The sequence below is a fragment of the Streptococcus sp. F0441 genome (genome assembly GCF_000314775.2).
GTDB lineage: Bacteria > Bacillota > Bacilli > Lactobacillales > Streptococcaceae > Streptococcus.
Window position 1 is genome coordinate 1,957,803 of the sequence record NZ_KB373321.1, and the last position, 16,872, is coordinate 1,974,674.

Below are 16,872 nucleotides of genomic sequence, written 5' to 3' on the forward strand. Positions count from 1 at the left end.
AAATTATGAAAAATATTTTTTTATTTCACAAAGTTTTTCTAGTTGATAGTTATTTACCGAATTTAATCAAAGAGAGCGCTTTCTTTCTTGCTTTTAAAAATAGCCTCCTCATCTGGAGACTACTGTTTTTGTTGGAAAACGCCTTGTTTAAAGGTTCCTTCATAGACAACTTCTTGCTCTGTCGTCAACTTTCCTTGACCTTCAGCCTGGCCATTTACAAAATCACCTTCGTATTTCCAGCCATCTTTTGATTGGAACGTTCCTTTTCCATTAAAGGCTCCATTATTGAAATCACCTGTATATTGGTCCCCATTTTCAAAGGTCATGGTCCCCTGACCATTCATTTTCCCTCGCACCAGGGTACCATCATAAACAAGTGCACCACCATCAAGTGTCAGGACACCCTTTTTGGGTGTATTTAGTAGAAATACCGAAAGGGCACAGAGTGCAATTACGACTACTGCAATGAACTCTAGCCTAGGGCGAGTTAGGTAAACTCTATACTTTTCATAGATTTGTTTAAGCTTTTCCATTGTCACTCTCATTTTCTAATCGATCTAGCCAGCTTTTACATCCACTTGTGATACGAGCATAGGTTTCCTCAAAATCTCCTGTATACCAAGGATCTGGAACACTTTCAAATGCAAAAGGGTAGATCTTATGCTGCAATTCCTGAGGACACATTTGACGCAGATCTGAAACGTTTGAAGCATCCATACCGATAATGTAATCAAACGATTCAAAATTTTCTCTACGAATCTGGAGTGATGTTTTGTCTTTGTCATAAGGAATCTGATACTGCTGGAAAATCCCCTGCGTTCCCTTATGAATCAGATTACCATGTTCCCAAGCCGAAGTCGCACGACTCTCAATCTGGTAATCACTCGTCATGGATTTCATCACAAACTCTGCCATGGGGCTACGGCAGATGTTTCCTAGGCAAACAAATACTATTTTTCTCATCCCTTTTCCTCTCACTTCATAGAAAAACGGGAGTGACAGGTCCCGTTTTATTCTTCGATTGCTCCGCCTTCGTCAACAACTGTTCCTTCTGGTGTCACAGCCTCTTTGAGTGGCAACACTGTCTTGATAGCAGCCAATTCAAAAGTCAAATAAACGCCATCTACATCAAGTACGATTGTTCTCTTCTCAGTGTCTACTTCATCCACTGTTCCGTAAAGGCCGCCAATTGTAATAACTTCATAGCCTTTTTGAAGTTTATTTAAGCTTTCCATACGCTTTTGAGCTTGTTTCTTTTGAGAGCGTTGCATAAAGAACATCAAGGCCATCATACCTACAAGCATGATTAAAAAAGTAATATTTGGATTCATTGTTTTCTCCTTTGTCTTTTACATAGGACTACTATATCAAATTTCAGCTACTTTTACAAGGTTGTGCCTTGTTTTATGGCAATAAAAAAATCAGAGTTTTTACTCTGATTTTTCTGCGATTATTTCAAGTTTTGAACGACTTTGACTAGATTTTCAACTGTAAATCCGTACTCTGCCAATACTTTTGGTGCTGGGGCAGATGCTCCAAAGGTATCAATACCGAGAACTGCACCATCAAGACCAACATATTTGTACCAGTTTTGAGTTGCACCCATTTCGACTGCAACACGACGGCGGACTGCATTTGGAAGGATTTCTTCCTTGTAAGCTGCATCTTGTGCGTCAAAGACATCTGTAGATGGCATGCTGACTACACGGACTTTTGCGCCTTGACTAGCCAATTCTTTGGCAGCTGCGACAGCGAGATTCACCTCTGAACCTGTTGCAATCAATATCGTATCAAAGTCAGCTGCATTTTCATAGACAACATAGGCACCTTTCGCAACTTTGTCAAAGTCTGTTCCCTCTTCAACAGTCAAGTTTTGACGTGTCAAGACAAGGGCAGTTGGTGTTTTTTCGCTTGTCACAGCAAGGTACCAAGCCGCTTGAGTTTCACGCGCATCTGCTGGGCGGAAAACATTGAGATTTGGCATAGCACGCAGACCTGCTAAGTGTTCAACTGGTTCGTGAGTTGGACCATCTTCACCAACTGCGATCGAATCGTGGGTAAAGACATAAGTCACAGGAAGTCCTTGCAAGGCTGACAAACGGACAGCTGCTTTCACATAGTCAGAGAAGACAAAGAAAGTACCACCGTATACACGAAGTCCACCATGAAGAGCCATCCCGTTCAAGATCGTTCCCATTGCAAATTCACGAACACCAAACTGAATGTTGCGGTTCAAGCGATTAGCGTCGTCTTGAAGTCCATCCGTTTTGATATAAGTCATGTTTGAGTGAGCAAGGTCAGCTGATCCACCTAGGAAAGTTGGCAACTTGGCAGCGACAACGTTCAAAGCATCTTGACTTGAGTTACGGGTTGCTTGAGAAAATCCATTTTCTAAGGCTGGGAAGTCTGCTGGAGTCACCTCAACTGGATCACGTCCGTCGATAACGGCTTCTACTTCTGCAGCCAGTTCTGGATGAGCCTCTTTATAGTCAGCAACTAATTTAGTCCAAGTTTGATAAGCTGATGCACCACGGTCTGCAACATTTTCCTTGAAATCAGCATAAACTTGCTCTGGAATTTCAAATGGTTCATATTCCCAACCAAGAGCTTGGCGAGTAGCCGCAGTTTCATCTGCTCCAAGAGGAGCACCGTGTACCGCATTAGTTCCTTGTTTGTTTGGAGAACCGTATCCAATCACAGTCTTCACTTCAATCAAAGATGGTTTGCCTGAAGCTTTAGCTGCTTCGATAGCGGCATGGATAGCTTCCAAGTCTGTTCCATCATCAACCAAGGCTGTATGCCAACCGTAAGCTTTGTAACGGTCACGAACACTTTCTGTGAAGGAATCTTTTGTCTCACCATCCAAGTTGATGTCATTTGAATCATAAAGAACCACCAACTTGTCGAGTTTTTGCAAGCCTGCGTATGAAGCTGCCTCACTTGAGACACCTTCCATTAAATCTCCGTCTCCACAGATCACATAAGTATAGTGGTCAAAGATATTGAAACCTTCGCGGTTATACTTGGCTGCTAAGAAACGTTCTGCTTGGGCAAAACCAGTAGCAGTAGAAATCCCTTGTCCTAGAGGACCAGTTGTAGCGTCAACCCCTGCTGTATGGCCAAATTCTGGGTGACCAGGTGTTTTAGAACCCCATTGGCGGAAACTCTTGATTTCATCCATGCTAACATCTTCAAAACCAGAAAGGTGAAGAAGGGCATAGAGAAGCATAGATCCGTGTCCTGCTGAAAGAATAAAGCGGTCGCGGTTGATCCAGTTTGGTTGAGCAGGATTGATACGAAGTTGTTTTGTAAAGAGGCTATAGGCCATTGGAGCAGCCCCCATAACCACCCCTGGGTGACCTGAGTTTGCTTTGTTAATGGCGTCAATACCTAGAAAACGAATTGCATTAACAGATAGATTTGACATAGAATTTCCTTTCTCTTTGAGGTGATTAATGAATCACACATCCTATTTTTCTATTATATGAAAAAATGCATAGAATAGCAATAAAACAATTTGCGTTCATCTAACACATTTGATTTTCCATTCCCTCGTCACTTCATAGTACGGGAGCAAGCGAGTATAAGCGTCTTCTAGCTCCTCCAATATCGCTTCTACTGACTGATTTTCAATGAAGGAAACATCTGACTTGACTAAGACTTTACGAACTTCTTGATTTCTCAGCTTCTCTCGTAAAGTACGGCGATTCTCCTCAGTAGCCTCCACCTTATGACTTTCTCCATTTGAGTAGACTAGATAATAAATTCCTTCTACCGCTGGAAGCTCTAAAACCTTGGCTTGCTTGTCTAAGGTCTGTTCATCTTTCTTTCGCTCGATGAAACTAACTTCCAAAGAAATCCCAAAGTCAGCAGGTGTTCCATACAAACGAAGAGCCATCATAGGTTCTGTCACTTGTCCGTCTCTCTGTAGATAGGCCCAGAAATGCGGCCGCAAGCGTTGCGCTTGGTTCATCCACTGACTAGTCTGTTGCAGTTTCCATTCTGGATGACTTGCTTGAAAGGTTTTGGCCAATTCTGTGAAAGTTTTTCGAGCCTCTTGGCCTTTGTGACGCAATTCCAGCATCTTCTCTCGCTCTTCTCCCGCTTTATCAGGATTACGGTACTGGACCCCTGCAAATGATAGGTATTCTCTAACTGCTTTCAGCATATCTGAATCTTTCCTTTCCTAGCAAAAAATCAGGATGAACCTGATTTTACTTTGCTTATTCTGCATCCACGACAACATAGCGATTTGGCTCGTCACCTTCAGAATAACTCGTCACGCCATCCATGCGTGAAATAATGCGATGGATTATCTTGCGTTCGCTATTTGACATTGGATCTGTTTGTTGGCTACGTCCTTCTTCTAAAACGCGAGTCGCCAATTTTTGAGCATAGGTTTGTAACACTTCTGCACGGTGTTCAACATAATCATTGACGTTAATCGTAATGTAGAAAGTTCTCGAATAGCGATTATAAAGGTAATTTTGCGCTAACAGTTGAAGAGCTTTCAAGACTTTTCCGTGATAGCCGATAATACGACCTGGTTCATTGGTGTCAATTTGAAGATTGATGGTGCGGCGATTGTAGTCGCTCGAAATCGTACCTTCAACATCCATATCATCCACAATGGTTTGAACGTAGCTAGCTACTTCTGTTGCCACTTGTTCGATATCATAACTTGGCTCTACTTTCAAGCCCAAGTCTTCCAACGATTGGCTTGCTGCTTCCTGCGTTTCAGTTTCTTTTTCCGGAGCAGATTCCACTTCCTCAATAACATCTTCTGCTTGAAGTTCATTTAAAATTGAAATATGACCTGTTTCTTCCAAAATCGTGCTAGCATGCTTTTCATTTTTCAGGATTTCAGCCTTGACCTCTTCAGAAACACCTTGACCTTCTTCTTCAATCTTCTTGATGACTTCCACTACATGCCCCAAATCAACTGTTGCTTCGCTGACGGTCTTCACTGGTTCATTCTTTTCATTGACTTCTTTAGGAACACCCTTGACGGCCTGCTGATTGGCTTTGATCACTGTCGTTTCACTAATCGCTTCGATATCAACTTGAGCTGGCTTCTTACCAAACAAGCCCAAGAAACCTTTTTTCTCTTTTGAAACGACCTTGATGTGGGCCTTCATTCTTGGAATGTCTAATTCTTTCAATCCTTTTTGGATTGCTTCTTCAACCGTTGAACCTGTAAATAATACCATTACCAGATTCCTCCTTATTTTTTCTTTTTCTGTGCTTTTTTCAAGGCTTTTCTCTTCTTACCTTCTAAATCTTTTTCTGCTTGTGCCACTGCTTCTCTTTCAGCAATAATCTTGAAAGGATTGTTCAAGAAATAGGTTTGCAGAACTTGATAAGCATTGGATACAGCCCAGTACAAGGCTACACCACTTGGGGCAGAGATGGCAAAAACAAAGATCAATACAGGCATACCATACATCATCCCTGTCGTAGCCCCACTTTTTTCGGACAAAGCTTTATTCGATAACCAGCTACTCAAGAAGGTAAAGACTGCCGCCAAAATCGGAAGAACAAAACTTGTATCTACTCCTCCCAAATTAATCCATAAAAAGTGACCTGTTTTCAAAAAGTCTACTCGACTCAAGGCTTGAAAGAGCGCCAAGAGGACCGGCATTTGTATTAAAATTGGCCAGAGAGAGGATGAATGCTTGATCCCTAACTCTTTATAAACCTTGCGCATCTCCTGGTCTAGCTTGGTTCTACTTTCCATATCACGACCCGGATATTGCTCTCGCAAAGCCTTGATGCGTGGTTGAGCCTCTTGCATTTTTCTAGAGGCAACCATCTGTGTCTGAAAGACCGGTAATAGAATCGTCCGAATCAAGATTGTGAAGAGGATAATCCCCACTCCGATACTAATGTCAAAGGACAAAAAGCGGATAATTTCAGCAAAAAAATAGACGAATTTACTCCAAAAATCTGTCGAATCTGCTGTTATATCGCTAGCTGTACCATTTGTTGCACAGGCTGTCATGATAAACAAGGACAAGCCCAACAAACTAGTCAACTGTAGTTTCTTTTTCACTCCCATTTCCTTCCTGGTAAATCTTTGATAACTTTAATACGTGGAGTAGGTTTTTCTCCATCTCTGCATATTCCAAGGTTTCCACCCCTTTTCGGGCAATCACGACAAAATCAACATGCTCTACTAAACTCCCTTTTACACTTTGTAGAATGTGCCGGATTCGTCTCTTAATTTGATTTCTGGTAACTGCATTCCCCAGCTTTTTGCTGACGGACAGTCCTACTCGAAAATGGTTTTGCTGGTTTTCCAATTGATAGACAACAAATTTTCGATTGGCAAAACTCGTTCCGTCCTTGAAAATCGCCTTAAAATCTTTCTCTCTTTTTACACGAAAGCTTTTCTTCAAAACTCAACTCCATCTATTAAATTACTACTATTATACCATATTTTTTGAAAAAGCCAATAACAGCAAGGTTTTAGACATTTTCTACATAAAAAAAGCTGGAAAATCTCTTTCCCAACTTCTTTTCACAATCAAATTTTACGTGTATTTACTTATTTTTTCAAGCGCTCAACATCGCGTGCAATCACCAATTCTTCATCTGTTGGAATAACCAAGACACGGATTTTCGCTGCGTCAGTTGAGATGTCTCCCGTTACACCAAAGACATTCTTTTCTGGATCTACATCACAACCAAACCAAGAGATACCTGAAATGACATCCTCACGGAAATCTGCTGCATTTTCACCGATACCTGCTGTGAAGATAATCGCATCTGCTCCATTTAGGACTGCAAGGTACTGACCGATATGTTTTTGGATACGATCAACATACATTTCATAAGCCAAAGTCGCATCATGGTCCCCTGCTTCCATGGCAGCAATCACATCACGCATATCGCTTGACTGACTAGAAACTCCCATGAGCCCTGATTCACGATTGAGAATGCGGCTAATATCTTCTGGGGTATTGAAATCCTCTGTATATTGCATGAGATAAGGGATGATAGCAGGGTCAATATCTCCTGTACGAGTTCCCATCATCACACCGCCAAGTGGTGTGAATCCCATAGAAGTATCTACAGACTTCCCGCCCTTAACAGCTGTGATAGAAGCCCCATTACCAATATGGCAGGTAATCAATTTCAAATCTTCTAGAGGACGGCCCAAAAGTTTCGCTGCTTCTCCTGCGACAAACTGGTGGCTTGTCCCGTGGGCACCGTATTTACGAACCTTGTTTTCTGTGTAGTATTTAGTTGGTAGAGGGTAGCGATAAGCCTTTTCTGGCATGGTTGTGTGGAATGAAGTATCAAATACAACAACACTGGTAATATCTGGAAGCAATTCCTTAAATGCACGAATTCCAGCTGCGTTGGCTGGATTGTGAAGAGGAGCCAAGAGTCCCAACTCCTCAACTTTTTCTATCACATCTCCCTCAACAACTGTTGATTCCTTGAAATATTCACCACCTGCAACGACGCGGTGTCCGACACCTGTAATCTCGTCGTACCCTTTGATGATGTCAAAACGAATCAAGTCATCCAATAAAATTTTAACGGCTTGTGTATGGTCTTCAATATCAAGAATTTGTTGCTCCGAACGACCGTCAAATTTTACTGTTGAAATTGAATCTTTCAATCCAATACGTTCAATCAAGCCTTTAGCCAAAACTTTCTCTTCAGGCATTTGATAAAGTTGCCATTTCAAGCTTGAGCTTCCTGCATTGATTGCAATTGTTTTTGTCATAAGATGATACCTCTTTTTAAGCGTTTTCATCTATTATAACAAAATCTCTTTTATATTTCAGTACCTTTGCTCCAATTTTGAAAATTTTCTTTAAAGGCCAACAAAACTGACGGATCTTGCAAGCTAGTAAGAGGGTAAACAAAGGGTTCTATTTCCTTGTCTCTTTTCTTCTGTAAGACAAAAATACTTTTAGCTTGGCTTGCAGTTGAGAAAATATCCTCCGGCAGAGCGATGATAGCAGCCAGACTCACTTCGTCTTTGAGCCACCCTTTTAATAAGTCACTTTGAGGACTGGTCAATAAATCACTCGGAGCTAGAAAAATAGCATAGCCATCTGACTTAAGGTACTTGAGGCCTTGTTCCATCAGCAAATGATGGGCATAGGTATGCTCTTGACTAGAAGACACTTGATAGCGCGAAGCGATGGCATCGTCTGGGTAATAGCCAACAGGCAAGTCACTGATGACCACGTCGCTTTCTTTAAGCATTTGCGGACGAACGGCGTCTCCTTGAACAAAACCAGCCTGCAAACCGATCACATCTGCCATACTAGCTGCCAAATCAATCAGCAAATCATCCACTTCTGTTCCCAAATAGTCCACCTTTTTATCAAGCGAGGTCAAGAAAGTAGCGCCTAGAATTCCCATCCCAGAACCCATTTCGAGAATAGTAATTTCCTCCTCTTTAAGCAATTCTTCCACAATAAACACCAAAAGTAAAGCAATGGCATCTGGTGTAAACTGGTGATTGGCCTGTAGGGGCTCTGTCTGCCCAGCCTTCATCAAGAGAAACTGGTAAGTCTTGAGCCATTCTTCTTTGCGAAGCGCTAAACGCTTAAGGGACTGATTGTTCTCCTTGACCTGATTTAGCTCAGTTTCACCATCCAGATAAATGCTGTTTTGCTCCACCAGGGCGTCATAAAAGTTGGTCGCCAAATCACTTTGGATGACTTGGACATTCTCTAGTAAATAGGTATAAGCTTGTTCAATTTTTTCAAAATCCATATTCCTATCTTATCAAATTTCCCTTCTTTTTTCCATCTTTATAGAAAAATCACTCCCTGACTAGGCGAGTGATTTTGGGGCTACTGTAAAAAAGAGTTCTGAGTAATTTCCTTGAAACAGGTCTTCAGCACTGTAAAGAATCTGACTATCAATGCTCGAAAAACCAAACTGGGCGAGCTTATTTTCCAGTTCAGTCAGCTCAAAGCCGTGGTGGTTGGTAGCTGTCTTGACAAAATCAGCGATGAGGACTTGTCCATTCTCCCTAAGATGATGGTGAAACATAGCAAGAGTCGCATCTAGATCAGGCATATGATGAAGAACTCGACTGACAACAATCAGGTCAAATTGTTGCTCCAAAGGATTCACCAGTAAATCCTGTTCCAAAAACTGGATATTCTTGATGTCTTGTTGCTCTGCTTTCAAACGGGCTTGCTCCAGCATTTTCTCTGAGATGTCTACAAGGGTAACAGACTTGGCTTGCTTAGCTAGAGGCAAGGCTAACAGACCTGTCCCACCACCAAAGTCCAATATTTCCTTGTCTGATAGAAGAGCAATCTGTTTTTCAATTTCTTGACAAACCAAGTTTGCAAGAAAGATATTTTTGGGCGAATCAAAGGTTTCTGCTTTGTGATTAAAATCGTGTTTCATGCTTTTAGTGTAACACAAAGAAGTTGAATTGCCTAGGAATTGGCTTTCTTTTCTGCCTTATCTTCTGTTTTTTGTTGATTTTGTTCTGGGTTTGAATCAGTCGCTACCTGTTGCTTTTTATCCGTTTTCTTTTCCTTGGGTTTCATCGAAGGAAAGAGAAATTCATAGTTGCTCTTATTCATACGAACACTTGTTGCAAAACCTGTTTTCGTATTTTGATACCTGACTTTTCCTAAGTTGAAGACTCGTTCCCCACTTTCTTGTTCAACCTTATCTTTACTTTGCTTGGCCATGGCAAAAGCTACCAACTTTTCTTTGTTTAGGGCAAAGTCTTTGTGATGGGCTACTTGCCGATTCAAATAAAACTGCAACAAAAGACTAAAGATGGCTGCCATGGTGACTGCATATAAAAGAACGCCTGCCTTAACTTTTTGCTTTTTCCACACGATAGATGAACTCCCTTTCTAAGCCCTTTTGAAATTGGAAACGAAAGCGAACCAATTGATTTTCTTCTGTAATTTGAGCTGATTTAAGCCCATAAACCATAGGTTGGTAGCCCCTTCCGCTGGTATCCGTTTTCCGAAAATCATCCGATTTAGACTTCCCTATAGAGATATCCTTACCATCCTGTTTCATGTAGAGGCGATTGTCTTCCACCTTTTCAAACTGCGAACGCTCTAACTCAGCCTCTAGCTGGTCCACAAACAAGAGCCACTCCTTTTGCTCGCTTTGCTGCTGGTAACGAACTTCTGAAATGAGGAGCTGACTCATAGCTTGAAAAAGGAGCAAACCTCCGCTAATGACGATAAGGGCAAGCAGAGATTCTAAAAGAGTGAAAGCTCTTACCTTACTGCTCTTTAAGATCGAGCAATTTCTCTGAACCATGGTAGACCTCCAATCCTTTTTCACTAGCAAATACCTGAATCTCAACTCCATTTATGTTTACCTGATTTTGCCCTGTTTGCAGAGCCATCTTCGCCACACGCAAGACTTCTTCCTTTTGCAAGATTTCTACCTCTTCCTGCCTATTTTTCTGGATTTGTCCCAAAAGAAGGGTCGCAATGCTGGCAAACACGGCTAGAGCAACTACCGCTTCCAGTAAGATTACTGCCTTAATTTTTTGTTTCCTTAGTGCGTTTAATTTTTCCATTTCCTAGATATAATTGATAGCGAATCGCTCCTTTGCTGGTTTGAAATTCAACCTTAGCCAGAGACGAATTTCCTCCAGCTCGATCAAATATAATGCTTTGGCCTGATGGTGCCTGAATTCCTTTTGGAACTGTCAAGTTTTGATTGCCATTGCTAATCGTCTGTCCATCTAAATTCAAGCTGGTCTTTTGCTGACTGGCTAGACTGCGTTTTTGCGTTTCCCGATAGAGTTCTTCAAACTCCATAAAGAAAATTTGCTCCTCCACCGCTGCAAAACTGGACTGAACTGAGCCGGACAAGCCCAAGGCAAGGATACTCACAAGTCCCAAAACCAAGAGACTTTCCAGCATAGTAAAGGCCTTAATCTGCAACAGTTTGACTTGTTTTTTGTTTTGCATGGTAGTCTTTATAAGCTTTGGCTTGCTCTGCTGTGATACGACCGTCCGCTTGTAATTTGCTGAGGCTGGCATCATCATTTTTATCCAAACGATAAAGTTCTGCCTGGCTTTCCACAACCTTGACAACAGCAGCTTTTCCTTTATCATCTACGGCATCCTTTTGCTTGGTCAAATTGGGTACAAAGAGCAAGAGAAGAACGCTGATGATGAGCAAGACGACTAACATTTCTACCAAAGTGAAAGCTTTAACCTTAGCTTTTTTTAGTTTTATCATGAGTTTTTTCATTTTAAAAATTTACCTCCATATTTTGATACATGGGCATAAGCATTGCCGCATAAAGTAAAACGATAATCAGGGCCACAAAAATAAAAACCAGTGGCTGCACTAAGTTCATGGTGCGGTTGACTCGGGTAAAAAAGGCTTCCCAAGTCTTTTCCGCGTAGATTTCCAACTCACTCCCCAGCTTGGACTTGACTTCCCCATACTCGATGATGAGACTCAACTCCTTTTTAAAGAAAGGATAGGTCGCTATGGTTTGAGAAAATTCGCGGCCATTTTGCAGGGCTTGAGTCAAATCTTGACCGATTTCTTTAAAGAGCTGAGAACCCTGTTCCTGCATGATCTGAAAAATCTGCGTCAGCTCCATCCCCTGTGAAATCATATTGCCCCATTCACGCGCATAATAAGCTGTCAGATAAGTCTGGACAAAGATTCCTAGAAAGGGAACCCGTGCCAACATCGAGAAAACCCGCATCTTGGAACTTCTTTTGTAGAAAGTGAGGGCTAAAAGTAAAGATAGAGAGCAAACCAGCACTAGTCCCAGAAAAATTTGTGGCAGATTACCGATGATTTGGGTAGCGATATTGCTACTGTCCAGTTGAGGCAGCAAATAGTTCCTCAACCCCAGCATGATTAGCAGGAGAAATCCCAGCAAAATCAGGGGATAGGTCGCCACTTCGATTAATTTTTTCTTGACCTGGGCCAGATTGTCCAGATATTCTTCTATCTTTCCCAAACTCAGATGGAGATTTCCATGAACTTCAGCTAGAGATAATTGGGTCACAATGGCACTTGAAAAGCCCAAACTTTCCATCATTTCTGAGAAGGATTTCCCCTGAGACAAGCCTTGGTGCATCTGGGCTACATAATCCTTTTCCAGCAGGGCACTTCTGCCCAAGAAAGAAATAATTTCCACCAAATGAAAGCCACTGGAGAAGAGGTTGTTAAACAAGGTGATGATTTTCTTCTGCTTAGCTGTAGCTAATTTTTTCCGTTTCAGCCTGAAGACTTGTGATATGTCCATCTTTAAGAAGCTGATCAATCTGCTCATTCCAGCTAGTTGGCTGGTGTTCTTGATAGTCTTTGTTTGCAAAGTCAACGATTCCTCCTCCCCCGATTAATCTCTGGTAGCAGACTCCTTGCAGAACAACTGCTAGTTCCTCCTCCGTCACACCCAACTCCAGAAGGCGTTCATAAACACCTCGGATACTCTTGGCATGAATGGTTGAAAAGACTGTCGCCCCTGTCAAACTGGCTCTGACCACTGCACGCGCCGTCTCACTATCCCGAATTTCACCGATAATCAAGAGGTCAGGACGATGCCGGAGAGACAGTTTGATCAGATTTTCATAGGTCAAGCCAATCGCCTCATTCAACTGCAACTGGAGCATGTCGTCCTGCTTGATTTCGACAGGGTCTTCGATAGACATAACCTGCTGCCCCTTAAAGAGGGACTTGGCCAATTCGTGCATCAGAGTCGTCTTGCCACTGCCGACTGGACCTGCAAAGAGATAGAGGCCCCGTTGCCTGTACTGCCCACCCAGTTCGTTCATATCCTGAAACCAGAAATGTAGCTCCTGCTCCTCATCGTGCAACAAACGAATAACCAAACTCTCATGTCCCCGATAATCTCCCACGGTAGACAAACGCAGAGAAGACTTCTTCTCCCCATACTGATAATCGCAAGAGCCCAGCTGACTGCGCCTCTTCTCTCCTACGTTCATACCCGCCACAAACTTAAAATGACTAATCACAGCAGCTAAAACATCAAACTCATAGGAGTCAACTAGACACCGCTCGTCTCCAACCCGCATGTGAAGTTCATAGGACTTTTCCTTGGGGATAAAATAGATATCCTGAGCCTTCTTTTCTTTCGCAGTAGCAATAATTTTCTGTGCAATTTCTTGTACCATACCGCCCTCCTTATCTAACTATTCGCAAAAAAATAAAAAAAGCAACTTAAAAAGTTACTTTTTTATCTCCATTTCATACGGCAAGAACGGTGTTTTTCTTGACCTGTTTGTTTTTCATAACCTGGACGTAGCTTTTCATCGGGGATGACTTGCTCATCCTGTAAAAGTGCCAAAGAATGATACTGCTGCAAATACTCATTACACTCATCACACCAGCGTTTATCAGCAGGATCCCAAAAAATAGTCATCAAATCACTCCGACTCTTATAAAGAGGATTCTTCTTTTCCAGCTCAAACCAGCATGATTTATAATATTTTAGAGCATCATAATACTTGTCAAAAGATTGACTCATGATGACATCTTCTTCCCAACCTTCTATGAACCACCACGGTTCAAAGTCCCCATACATTTCTATAACACGATACATTCTTACTACTTCCTTTGTACCGTATATTATATCTAATTTTTTAATACAAGAAAAGGATTTTGCTTGTTTCACACATTAGAAATTTCTTTAATCCTATTATTTTCATCTGATAATAAAAATAGGAGTCCCTTATTGACCCCTATTTTATCATCTTAGGCTTGATAACGTTTCACACCGTCTAGATAGGTTGCTACCAATTCCAAATCTTTATCTAGTACGATAAAGTCAGCATCGTAGCCTTCACGGATTTGTCCACAGACATCATCAATGTGAACAGATTTTGCTGGGTTGAAGCTGGCCATCATGACTGCTTCATGCGGATTCGCAATGCCCCATTCGACAACATTCTTCAAACCATCTTTGAGTTTGAGGATAGAACCTGCCAAATTGCCTGTAGATTTGAGGCGTGCAGTTCCATTGGCAACAACTACCGGGAATTCTCCCAACATGTAGTCACCGTCTTCCAAGCCACCAGCTGTCATACAGTCTGTGATAAGGGCGATATTTTCAGTTCCTTTTTGTTTGAGCAAAATATCACAGGCCTTTGGATCTACGTGGTGACCGTCACAAATCAATTCTGCGTAAGTATGTGGCAATTCATACATGGCTCCCACCATACCGAGCTCACGGTGAGTCAAACCACGCATTCCGTTGTAGGCATGTACCCAAACGCTTGCTCCAGCATCGACTGCTTTTTTAGCTTCATCAAAAGTCGCATTTGAGTGTCCAAGAGCAACCGTTACGCCTTCTCCAGTGATAGTTCGTACAAAGTCTTCTACACCTTCGCGTTCTGGCGCAAGGGCGATTTTATTGAGCAAGCCATTGGCAGCTTTTTGCCAAGCACGAAACTCATCCATACGAGGGTCTTTCATATAGGCAGGGTTTTGGGCTCCCTTGTATTTCTCTGTGAAATAAGGCCCTTCAAAATAGATCCCACGAATCTTGGCTCCACTTGCTTCCTGGTAACGAGCACCGATATTTTCAGTTACCGCAAGCAATTGCTCATAAGATGATGTCAAAGTGGTTGGCAAGAAACTCGTTACTCCCATGCTGAGGAGTCCTTCACTCATAGTATGAAGGGTTCCTTCAATGTTATTATCCATGACATCCACACCGCCAAATCCATGAATGTGGGTATCCACAAGTCCTGGTGCAATGCTATAACCGGTATAGTCAATCACCTCAGCTCCTTCAGGAATCTCTTCTACATGTTTACCAAACTTGCCATCCACAAGTTCCAAGTAACCGCCACGACGAATTCCGTGTGGGTAGAAAAACTGATCCGCTTTAATATAATTAGGCATAATGATAACCTCCTTGATAGATTGATTCTAGAATTTATTATGTCAATTACATTATAAACCTTTCTTTTTCATTTGTAAATGGTATAGACCTATTTTTCGTAGATATTTTAAAAGAGCTGGATATCTCCAACTCTTTGATTTTATTTTGATTTCACAGGTAGTTCTTGAGCGGCCTTAACAGCAGCTGCAATCGTCTCTGCGTAAAGTTTAGCACCTTCTTCAATCATGTTGCTATCATTTCCAAAGTGGACTTGGTCAGTTCCAGCCCAGATTTCAGGGTGTTCCTTAGCGACCTTATTCCAGTCAGCGATGCTCACATATGGATTCTTTTCAGCTAATTCTCTCGCATAAGCCGCATACTGCTCCACTGATGCATAAGTGTCCTTGCTCTTGTCTCCCTCATAAGGTGTCACCAGTATCAGATGGTGTCCTTTCGGTAGATTGTTCACGATGCTGTCCAAATCATTCTTATAGCCTTCGGGATTGTTGACCCCCGTTGCAATGACAACTGTTTTTAAAAGCGCCTTGTTCTGGCTATTATTGAGCATGATGTCATTGGCTTGCTTGGTCGTCCGACTAACCTGAGCATTGATATTTGCATCAGGAAGCGCCTCTTTTAAGGCTGTATTGGCACGTAGAGTCACTGAATCTCCTATTAGGCTTGTTCCCTCAGAAATTCCTAGGCGACTGACTTCAGCTTGTTCAGCAAGAGTCTTTGTTTGTCCTATATTGGTCTGAGCTTGCTTGAAACCATTGATCATCAAGTCTGTCTCAAAGGCTCCAACTTGAGGAGCCATAGCTATGATAATCAAGGTAAGTAAGGAAAGAGCGCCCACAATACTAGCACTAATGGGTTTGATATGATGTAGCTTAGTGATTTTTCTAACTAAAGCGTTGGTCTTACCAGCAATCAATGGCTCAATAATATAGAAGGATAGGATAGCAAAGAAATAAGAAAAGATAACGGTTAAAATAACAGCGGGCAGATTGCTCATCAACTGCGAAAAGATAATATAAAAAGGCCAGTGGAAGAGATAAACCGCGTAGCTGGTATCCGCTAAAAATGTAATGATTCGAGGTTCTTGTATCTCAGGCGTTTTCTCATGCAAGACACGCGCAGCAAAAATCATGGTCACGGCCGCTAAACTTGCCAGTAAGAAACCGAATAGATAAGCAAACAGGTAGGTGAACTTGACAAAGAAAGTCAAGAGCACTAATACCAAAAGGCCTGCAGCAAACACCAGTAAATTCTGACGAAGATCCCACGTCCGGTCAAACTGCTTGACTAAATCGCTCGTCTGACGAACCCCCACAACCGTCGCCAAAATGCTTCCTAAAAAGAAGGGATAGACATGGGTTAAACTTGAAAAGTAGACAGACGAATGGGAACTAGCCATTAGACTACCAATAAACATGGAGAAAAAGCTAATGATGAAAGCTCCCGCAGAAAGAAGAAAGACCATCCCTCTCAATTGACTACTAGATTTTGAACGTTTCGATAAGAACCAAACCGCTAAGCCCCAAAGGATATAGTAGTGAACCTCAACAGCTAGGCTCCAGTTGTGAACAAAGAGATGCGGAATGAACTGAGATTCATAACTTCCCCCTGTTAACATTTCGTAGAAGTTGGTCATAAAACCGAAAACTCCAGCAATCTGACCGCCAATTCCAGCAACATAGTCTTGGCGAACTAGGAGGGTAAAGGGCATGGTCACCAAAACCATCAGAACCACAGGTGGTACGATGCGGTAAAACCGTCTCTTAAAAAAGCCCAGTAAATCAATCTGGCGTTTTTTTCCAAATTCTTCTAAAAGGAGGGCAGTGATCAAAAATCCTGAAAAAGTGAAAAAGACATCTACCCCAAAGAAGCCTCCAGGAAAGATCGTTTGAAAGAAGTGGTACAAGAGCACCAAAAGTAAACCTGTAATCCTAATCAAGGAAAACCATTTAATACGCATACGAGTTTATTCCCCACTCAATTAGATCGTAAAAACATCTAATTTTATTCCA

Annotated in this window: 21 protein-coding genes; all 21 read right to left on the bottom strand. The window is 42.0% G+C overall.

The features are described from left to right. Positions 1 to 119: 119 nt before the first annotated feature. The 21 genes from HMPREF9188_RS09700 to HMPREF9188_RS09800 all read right to left on the bottom strand — a co-directional run bounded on the left by HMPREF9188_RS09700 (position 120) and on the right by HMPREF9188_RS09800 (position 16,820). Positions 120 to 533, bottom strand: a complete 414-nt coding sequence (locus HMPREF9188_RS09700; protein WP_000413199.1) for an MORN repeat-containing protein — start codon at positions 531 to 533, stop codon at positions 120 to 122. Next, positions 520 to 963: a low molecular weight protein-tyrosine-phosphatase gene (locus tag HMPREF9188_RS09705; protein WP_009730768.1), complete on the bottom strand. Its 444-nt coding sequence runs from the start codon at positions 961 to 963 to the stop codon at positions 520 to 522. The genes HMPREF9188_RS09700 and HMPREF9188_RS09705 overlap by 14 nt, the downstream gene beginning before the upstream one ends. 47 nt (positions 964 to 1,010) lie before the next feature. Further along, entirely contained in the window at positions 1,011 to 1,331 is a 321-nt protein-coding gene (gene yajC / locus HMPREF9188_RS09710) for a preprotein translocase subunit YajC (protein WP_001069055.1), read from the bottom strand. Positions 1,332 to 1,450: 119 nt separating this feature from the next. Next, the gene (gene tkt / locus HMPREF9188_RS09715; RefSeq protein ID WP_009730769.1) at positions 1,451 to 3,427 is read right to left on the bottom strand and encodes a transketolase; all 1,977 of its coding nucleotides are present in this window, start codon (positions 3,425 to 3,427) and stop codon (positions 1,451 to 1,453) included. A 96-nt stretch (positions 3,428 to 3,523) separates the two neighbouring features. Then, complete coding sequence (locus tag HMPREF9188_RS09720; protein ID WP_009730770.1) at positions 3,524 to 4,168, bottom strand: hypothetical protein; 645 nt, start codon at positions 4,166 to 4,168, stop codon at positions 3,524 to 3,526. Positions 4,169 to 4,223: 55 nt separating this feature from the next. Next, entirely contained in the window at positions 4,224 to 5,210 is a 987-nt protein-coding gene (jag, locus tag HMPREF9188_RS09725; protein WP_000242594.1) for an RNA-binding cell elongation regulator Jag/EloR, read from the bottom strand. Between the two features lie 14 nt (positions 5,211 to 5,224). Next, positions 5,225 to 6,052, bottom strand: a complete 828-nt coding sequence (locus HMPREF9188_RS09730) for a membrane protein insertase YidC (RefSeq protein ID WP_164497116.1) — start codon at positions 6,050 to 6,052, stop codon at positions 5,225 to 5,227. After that, on the bottom strand, positions 6,027 to 6,398 hold the full coding sequence (gene rnpA, locus HMPREF9188_RS09735; protein WP_000748120.1) for a ribonuclease P protein component: 372 nt from the start codon (positions 6,396 to 6,398) through the stop codon (positions 6,027 to 6,029). Before rnpA ends, HMPREF9188_RS09730 begins: the two co-directional genes overlap by 26 nt. Before the next feature lie 149 nt (positions 6,399 to 6,547). After that, a complete protein-coding gene (locus HMPREF9188_RS09740; RefSeq protein WP_009730772.1) occupies positions 6,548 to 7,738 on the bottom strand; it encodes an acetate kinase in 1,191 nt (396 codons plus the stop codon). Between the two features lie 50 nt (positions 7,739 to 7,788). Next, positions 7,789 to 8,742, bottom strand: a complete 954-nt coding sequence (locus HMPREF9188_RS09745; RefSeq protein ID WP_009730773.1) for a class I SAM-dependent methyltransferase — start codon at positions 8,740 to 8,742, stop codon at positions 7,789 to 7,791. Positions 8,743 to 8,802: 60 nt separating this feature from the next. Then, positions 8,803 to 9,390 carry a class I SAM-dependent methyltransferase gene (locus tag HMPREF9188_RS09750; RefSeq protein ID WP_009730774.1) on the bottom strand — a complete coding sequence of 196 codons (588 nt, stop codon included), beginning with the start codon at positions 9,388 to 9,390 and terminating at the stop codon, positions 8,803 to 8,805. 32 nt (positions 9,391 to 9,422) lie between these two features. Further along, positions 9,423 to 9,836, bottom strand: a complete 414-nt coding sequence (comGG, locus tag HMPREF9188_RS09755) for a competence type IV pilus minor pilin ComGG (RefSeq protein WP_009730775.1) — start codon at positions 9,834 to 9,836, stop codon at positions 9,423 to 9,425. Continuing rightward, positions 9,814 to 10,275: a competence type IV pilus minor pilin ComGF gene (comGF, locus tag HMPREF9188_RS09760; protein ID WP_000250702.1), complete on the bottom strand. Its 462-nt coding sequence runs from the start codon at positions 10,273 to 10,275 to the stop codon at positions 9,814 to 9,816. The genes comGG and comGF overlap by 23 nt, the downstream gene beginning before the upstream one ends. Continuing rightward, complete coding sequence (gene comGE, locus HMPREF9188_RS09765) at positions 10,238 to 10,540, bottom strand: competence type IV pilus minor pilin ComGE (protein ID WP_009730776.1); 303 nt, start codon at positions 10,538 to 10,540, stop codon at positions 10,238 to 10,240. The genes comGF and comGE overlap by 38 nt, the downstream gene beginning before the upstream one ends. After that, entirely contained in the window at positions 10,503 to 10,937 is a 435-nt protein-coding gene (gene comGD, locus HMPREF9188_RS09770; protein ID WP_033588946.1) for a competence type IV pilus minor pilin ComGD, read from the bottom strand. Before comGD ends, comGE begins: the two co-directional genes overlap by 38 nt. Next, positions 10,900 to 11,223 carry a competence type IV pilus major pilin ComGC gene (gene comGC / locus HMPREF9188_RS09775; protein WP_009730778.1) on the bottom strand — a complete coding sequence of 108 codons (324 nt, stop codon included), beginning with the start codon at positions 11,221 to 11,223 and terminating at the stop codon, positions 10,900 to 10,902. Before comGC ends, comGD begins: the two co-directional genes overlap by 38 nt. A gap of 1 nt (position 11,224) precedes the next feature. Beyond that, positions 11,225 to 12,241 carry a competence type IV pilus assembly protein ComGB gene (gene comGB, locus HMPREF9188_RS09780; RefSeq protein ID WP_009730779.1) on the bottom strand — a complete coding sequence of 339 codons (1,017 nt, stop codon included), beginning with the start codon at positions 12,239 to 12,241 and terminating at the stop codon, positions 11,225 to 11,227. Continuing rightward, positions 12,189 to 13,130: a competence type IV pilus ATPase ComGA gene (comGA, locus tag HMPREF9188_RS09785; protein WP_009730780.1), complete on the bottom strand. Its 942-nt coding sequence runs from the start codon at positions 13,128 to 13,130 to the stop codon at positions 12,189 to 12,191. The genes comGB and comGA overlap by 53 nt, the downstream gene beginning before the upstream one ends. A 62-nt stretch (positions 13,131 to 13,192) precedes the next feature. Continuing rightward, positions 13,193 to 13,558: a DUF1033 family protein gene (locus HMPREF9188_RS09790; RefSeq protein WP_000286397.1), complete on the bottom strand. Its 366-nt coding sequence runs from the start codon at positions 13,556 to 13,558 to the stop codon at positions 13,193 to 13,195. Positions 13,559 to 13,710: 152 nt separating this feature from the next. Continuing rightward, entirely contained in the window at positions 13,711 to 14,862 is a 1,152-nt protein-coding gene (nagA, locus tag HMPREF9188_RS09795) for an N-acetylglucosamine-6-phosphate deacetylase (RefSeq protein ID WP_009730781.1), read from the bottom strand. Positions 14,863 to 15,002: 140 nt separating this feature from the next. Continuing rightward, positions 15,003 to 16,820 carry an acyltransferase family protein gene (locus HMPREF9188_RS09800; RefSeq protein WP_009730782.1) on the bottom strand — a complete coding sequence of 606 codons (1,818 nt, stop codon included), beginning with the start codon at positions 16,818 to 16,820 and terminating at the stop codon, positions 15,003 to 15,005. Positions 16,821 to 16,872: the final 52 nt, after the last annotated feature.

Excerpts from the sequence above, each read along its gene's own strand:
- HMPREF9188_RS09700 (WP_000413199.1), bottom strand. The coding sequence starts at position 533 with ATGGAAAAGCTTAAACAAATCTATGAAAAGTATAGAGTTTACCTAACT.
- HMPREF9188_RS09705 (WP_009730768.1), bottom strand. The coding sequence starts at position 963 with ATGAGAAAAATAGTATTTGTTTGCCTAGGAAACATCTGCCGTAGCCCC.
- yajC (WP_001069055.1), bottom strand. The coding sequence starts at position 1,331 with ATGAATCCAAATATTACTTTTTTAATCATGCTTGTAGGTATGATGGCC.
- tkt (WP_009730769.1), bottom strand. The coding sequence starts at position 3,427 with ATGTCAAATCTATCTGTTAATGCAATTCGTTTTCTAGGTATTGACGCC.
- HMPREF9188_RS09720 (WP_009730770.1), bottom strand. The coding sequence starts at position 4,168 with ATGCTGAAAGCAGTTAGAGAATACCTATCATTTGCAGGGGTCCAGTAC.
- jag (WP_000242594.1), bottom strand. The coding sequence starts at position 5,210 with ATGGTATTATTTACAGGTTCAACGGTTGAAGAAGCAATCCAAAAAGGA.
- HMPREF9188_RS09740 (WP_009730772.1), bottom strand. The coding sequence starts at position 7,738 with ATGACAAAAACAATTGCAATCAATGCAGGAAGCTCAAGCTTGAAATGG.
- HMPREF9188_RS09745 (WP_009730773.1), bottom strand. The coding sequence starts at position 8,742 with ATGGATTTTGAAAAAATTGAACAAGCTTATACCTATTTACTAGAGAAT.
- HMPREF9188_RS09750 (WP_009730774.1), bottom strand. The coding sequence starts at position 9,390 with ATGAAACACGATTTTAATCACAAAGCAGAAACCTTTGATTCGCCCAAA.
- comGF (WP_000250702.1), bottom strand. The coding sequence starts at position 10,275 with ATGGTTCAGAGAAATTGCTCGATCTTAAAGAGCAGTAAGGTAAGAGCT.
- comGE (WP_009730776.1), bottom strand. The coding sequence starts at position 10,540 with ATGGAAAAATTAAACGCACTAAGGAAACAAAAAATTAAGGCAGTAATC.
- comGD (WP_033588946.1), bottom strand. The coding sequence starts at position 10,937 with ATGCAAAACAAAAAACAAGTCAAACTGTTGCAGATTAAGGCCTTTACT.
- comGC (WP_009730778.1), bottom strand. The coding sequence starts at position 11,223 with ATGAAAAAACTCATGATAAAACTAAAAAAAGCTAAGGTTAAAGCTTTC.
- comGB (WP_009730779.1), bottom strand. The coding sequence starts at position 12,241 with ATGGACATATCACAAGTCTTCAGGCTGAAACGGAAAAAATTAGCTACA.
- comGA (WP_009730780.1), bottom strand. The coding sequence starts at position 13,130 with ATGGTACAAGAAATTGCACAGAAAATTATTGCTACTGCGAAAGAAAAG.
- HMPREF9188_RS09790 (WP_000286397.1), bottom strand. The coding sequence starts at position 13,558 with ATGTATCGTGTTATAGAAATGTATGGGGACTTTGAACCGTGGTGGTTC.
- nagA (WP_009730781.1), bottom strand. The coding sequence starts at position 14,862 with ATGCCTAATTATATTAAAGCGGATCAGTTTTTCTACCCACACGGAATT.
- HMPREF9188_RS09800 (WP_009730782.1), bottom strand. The coding sequence starts at position 16,820 with ATGCGTATTAAATGGTTTTCCTTGATTAGGATTACAGGTTTACTTTTG.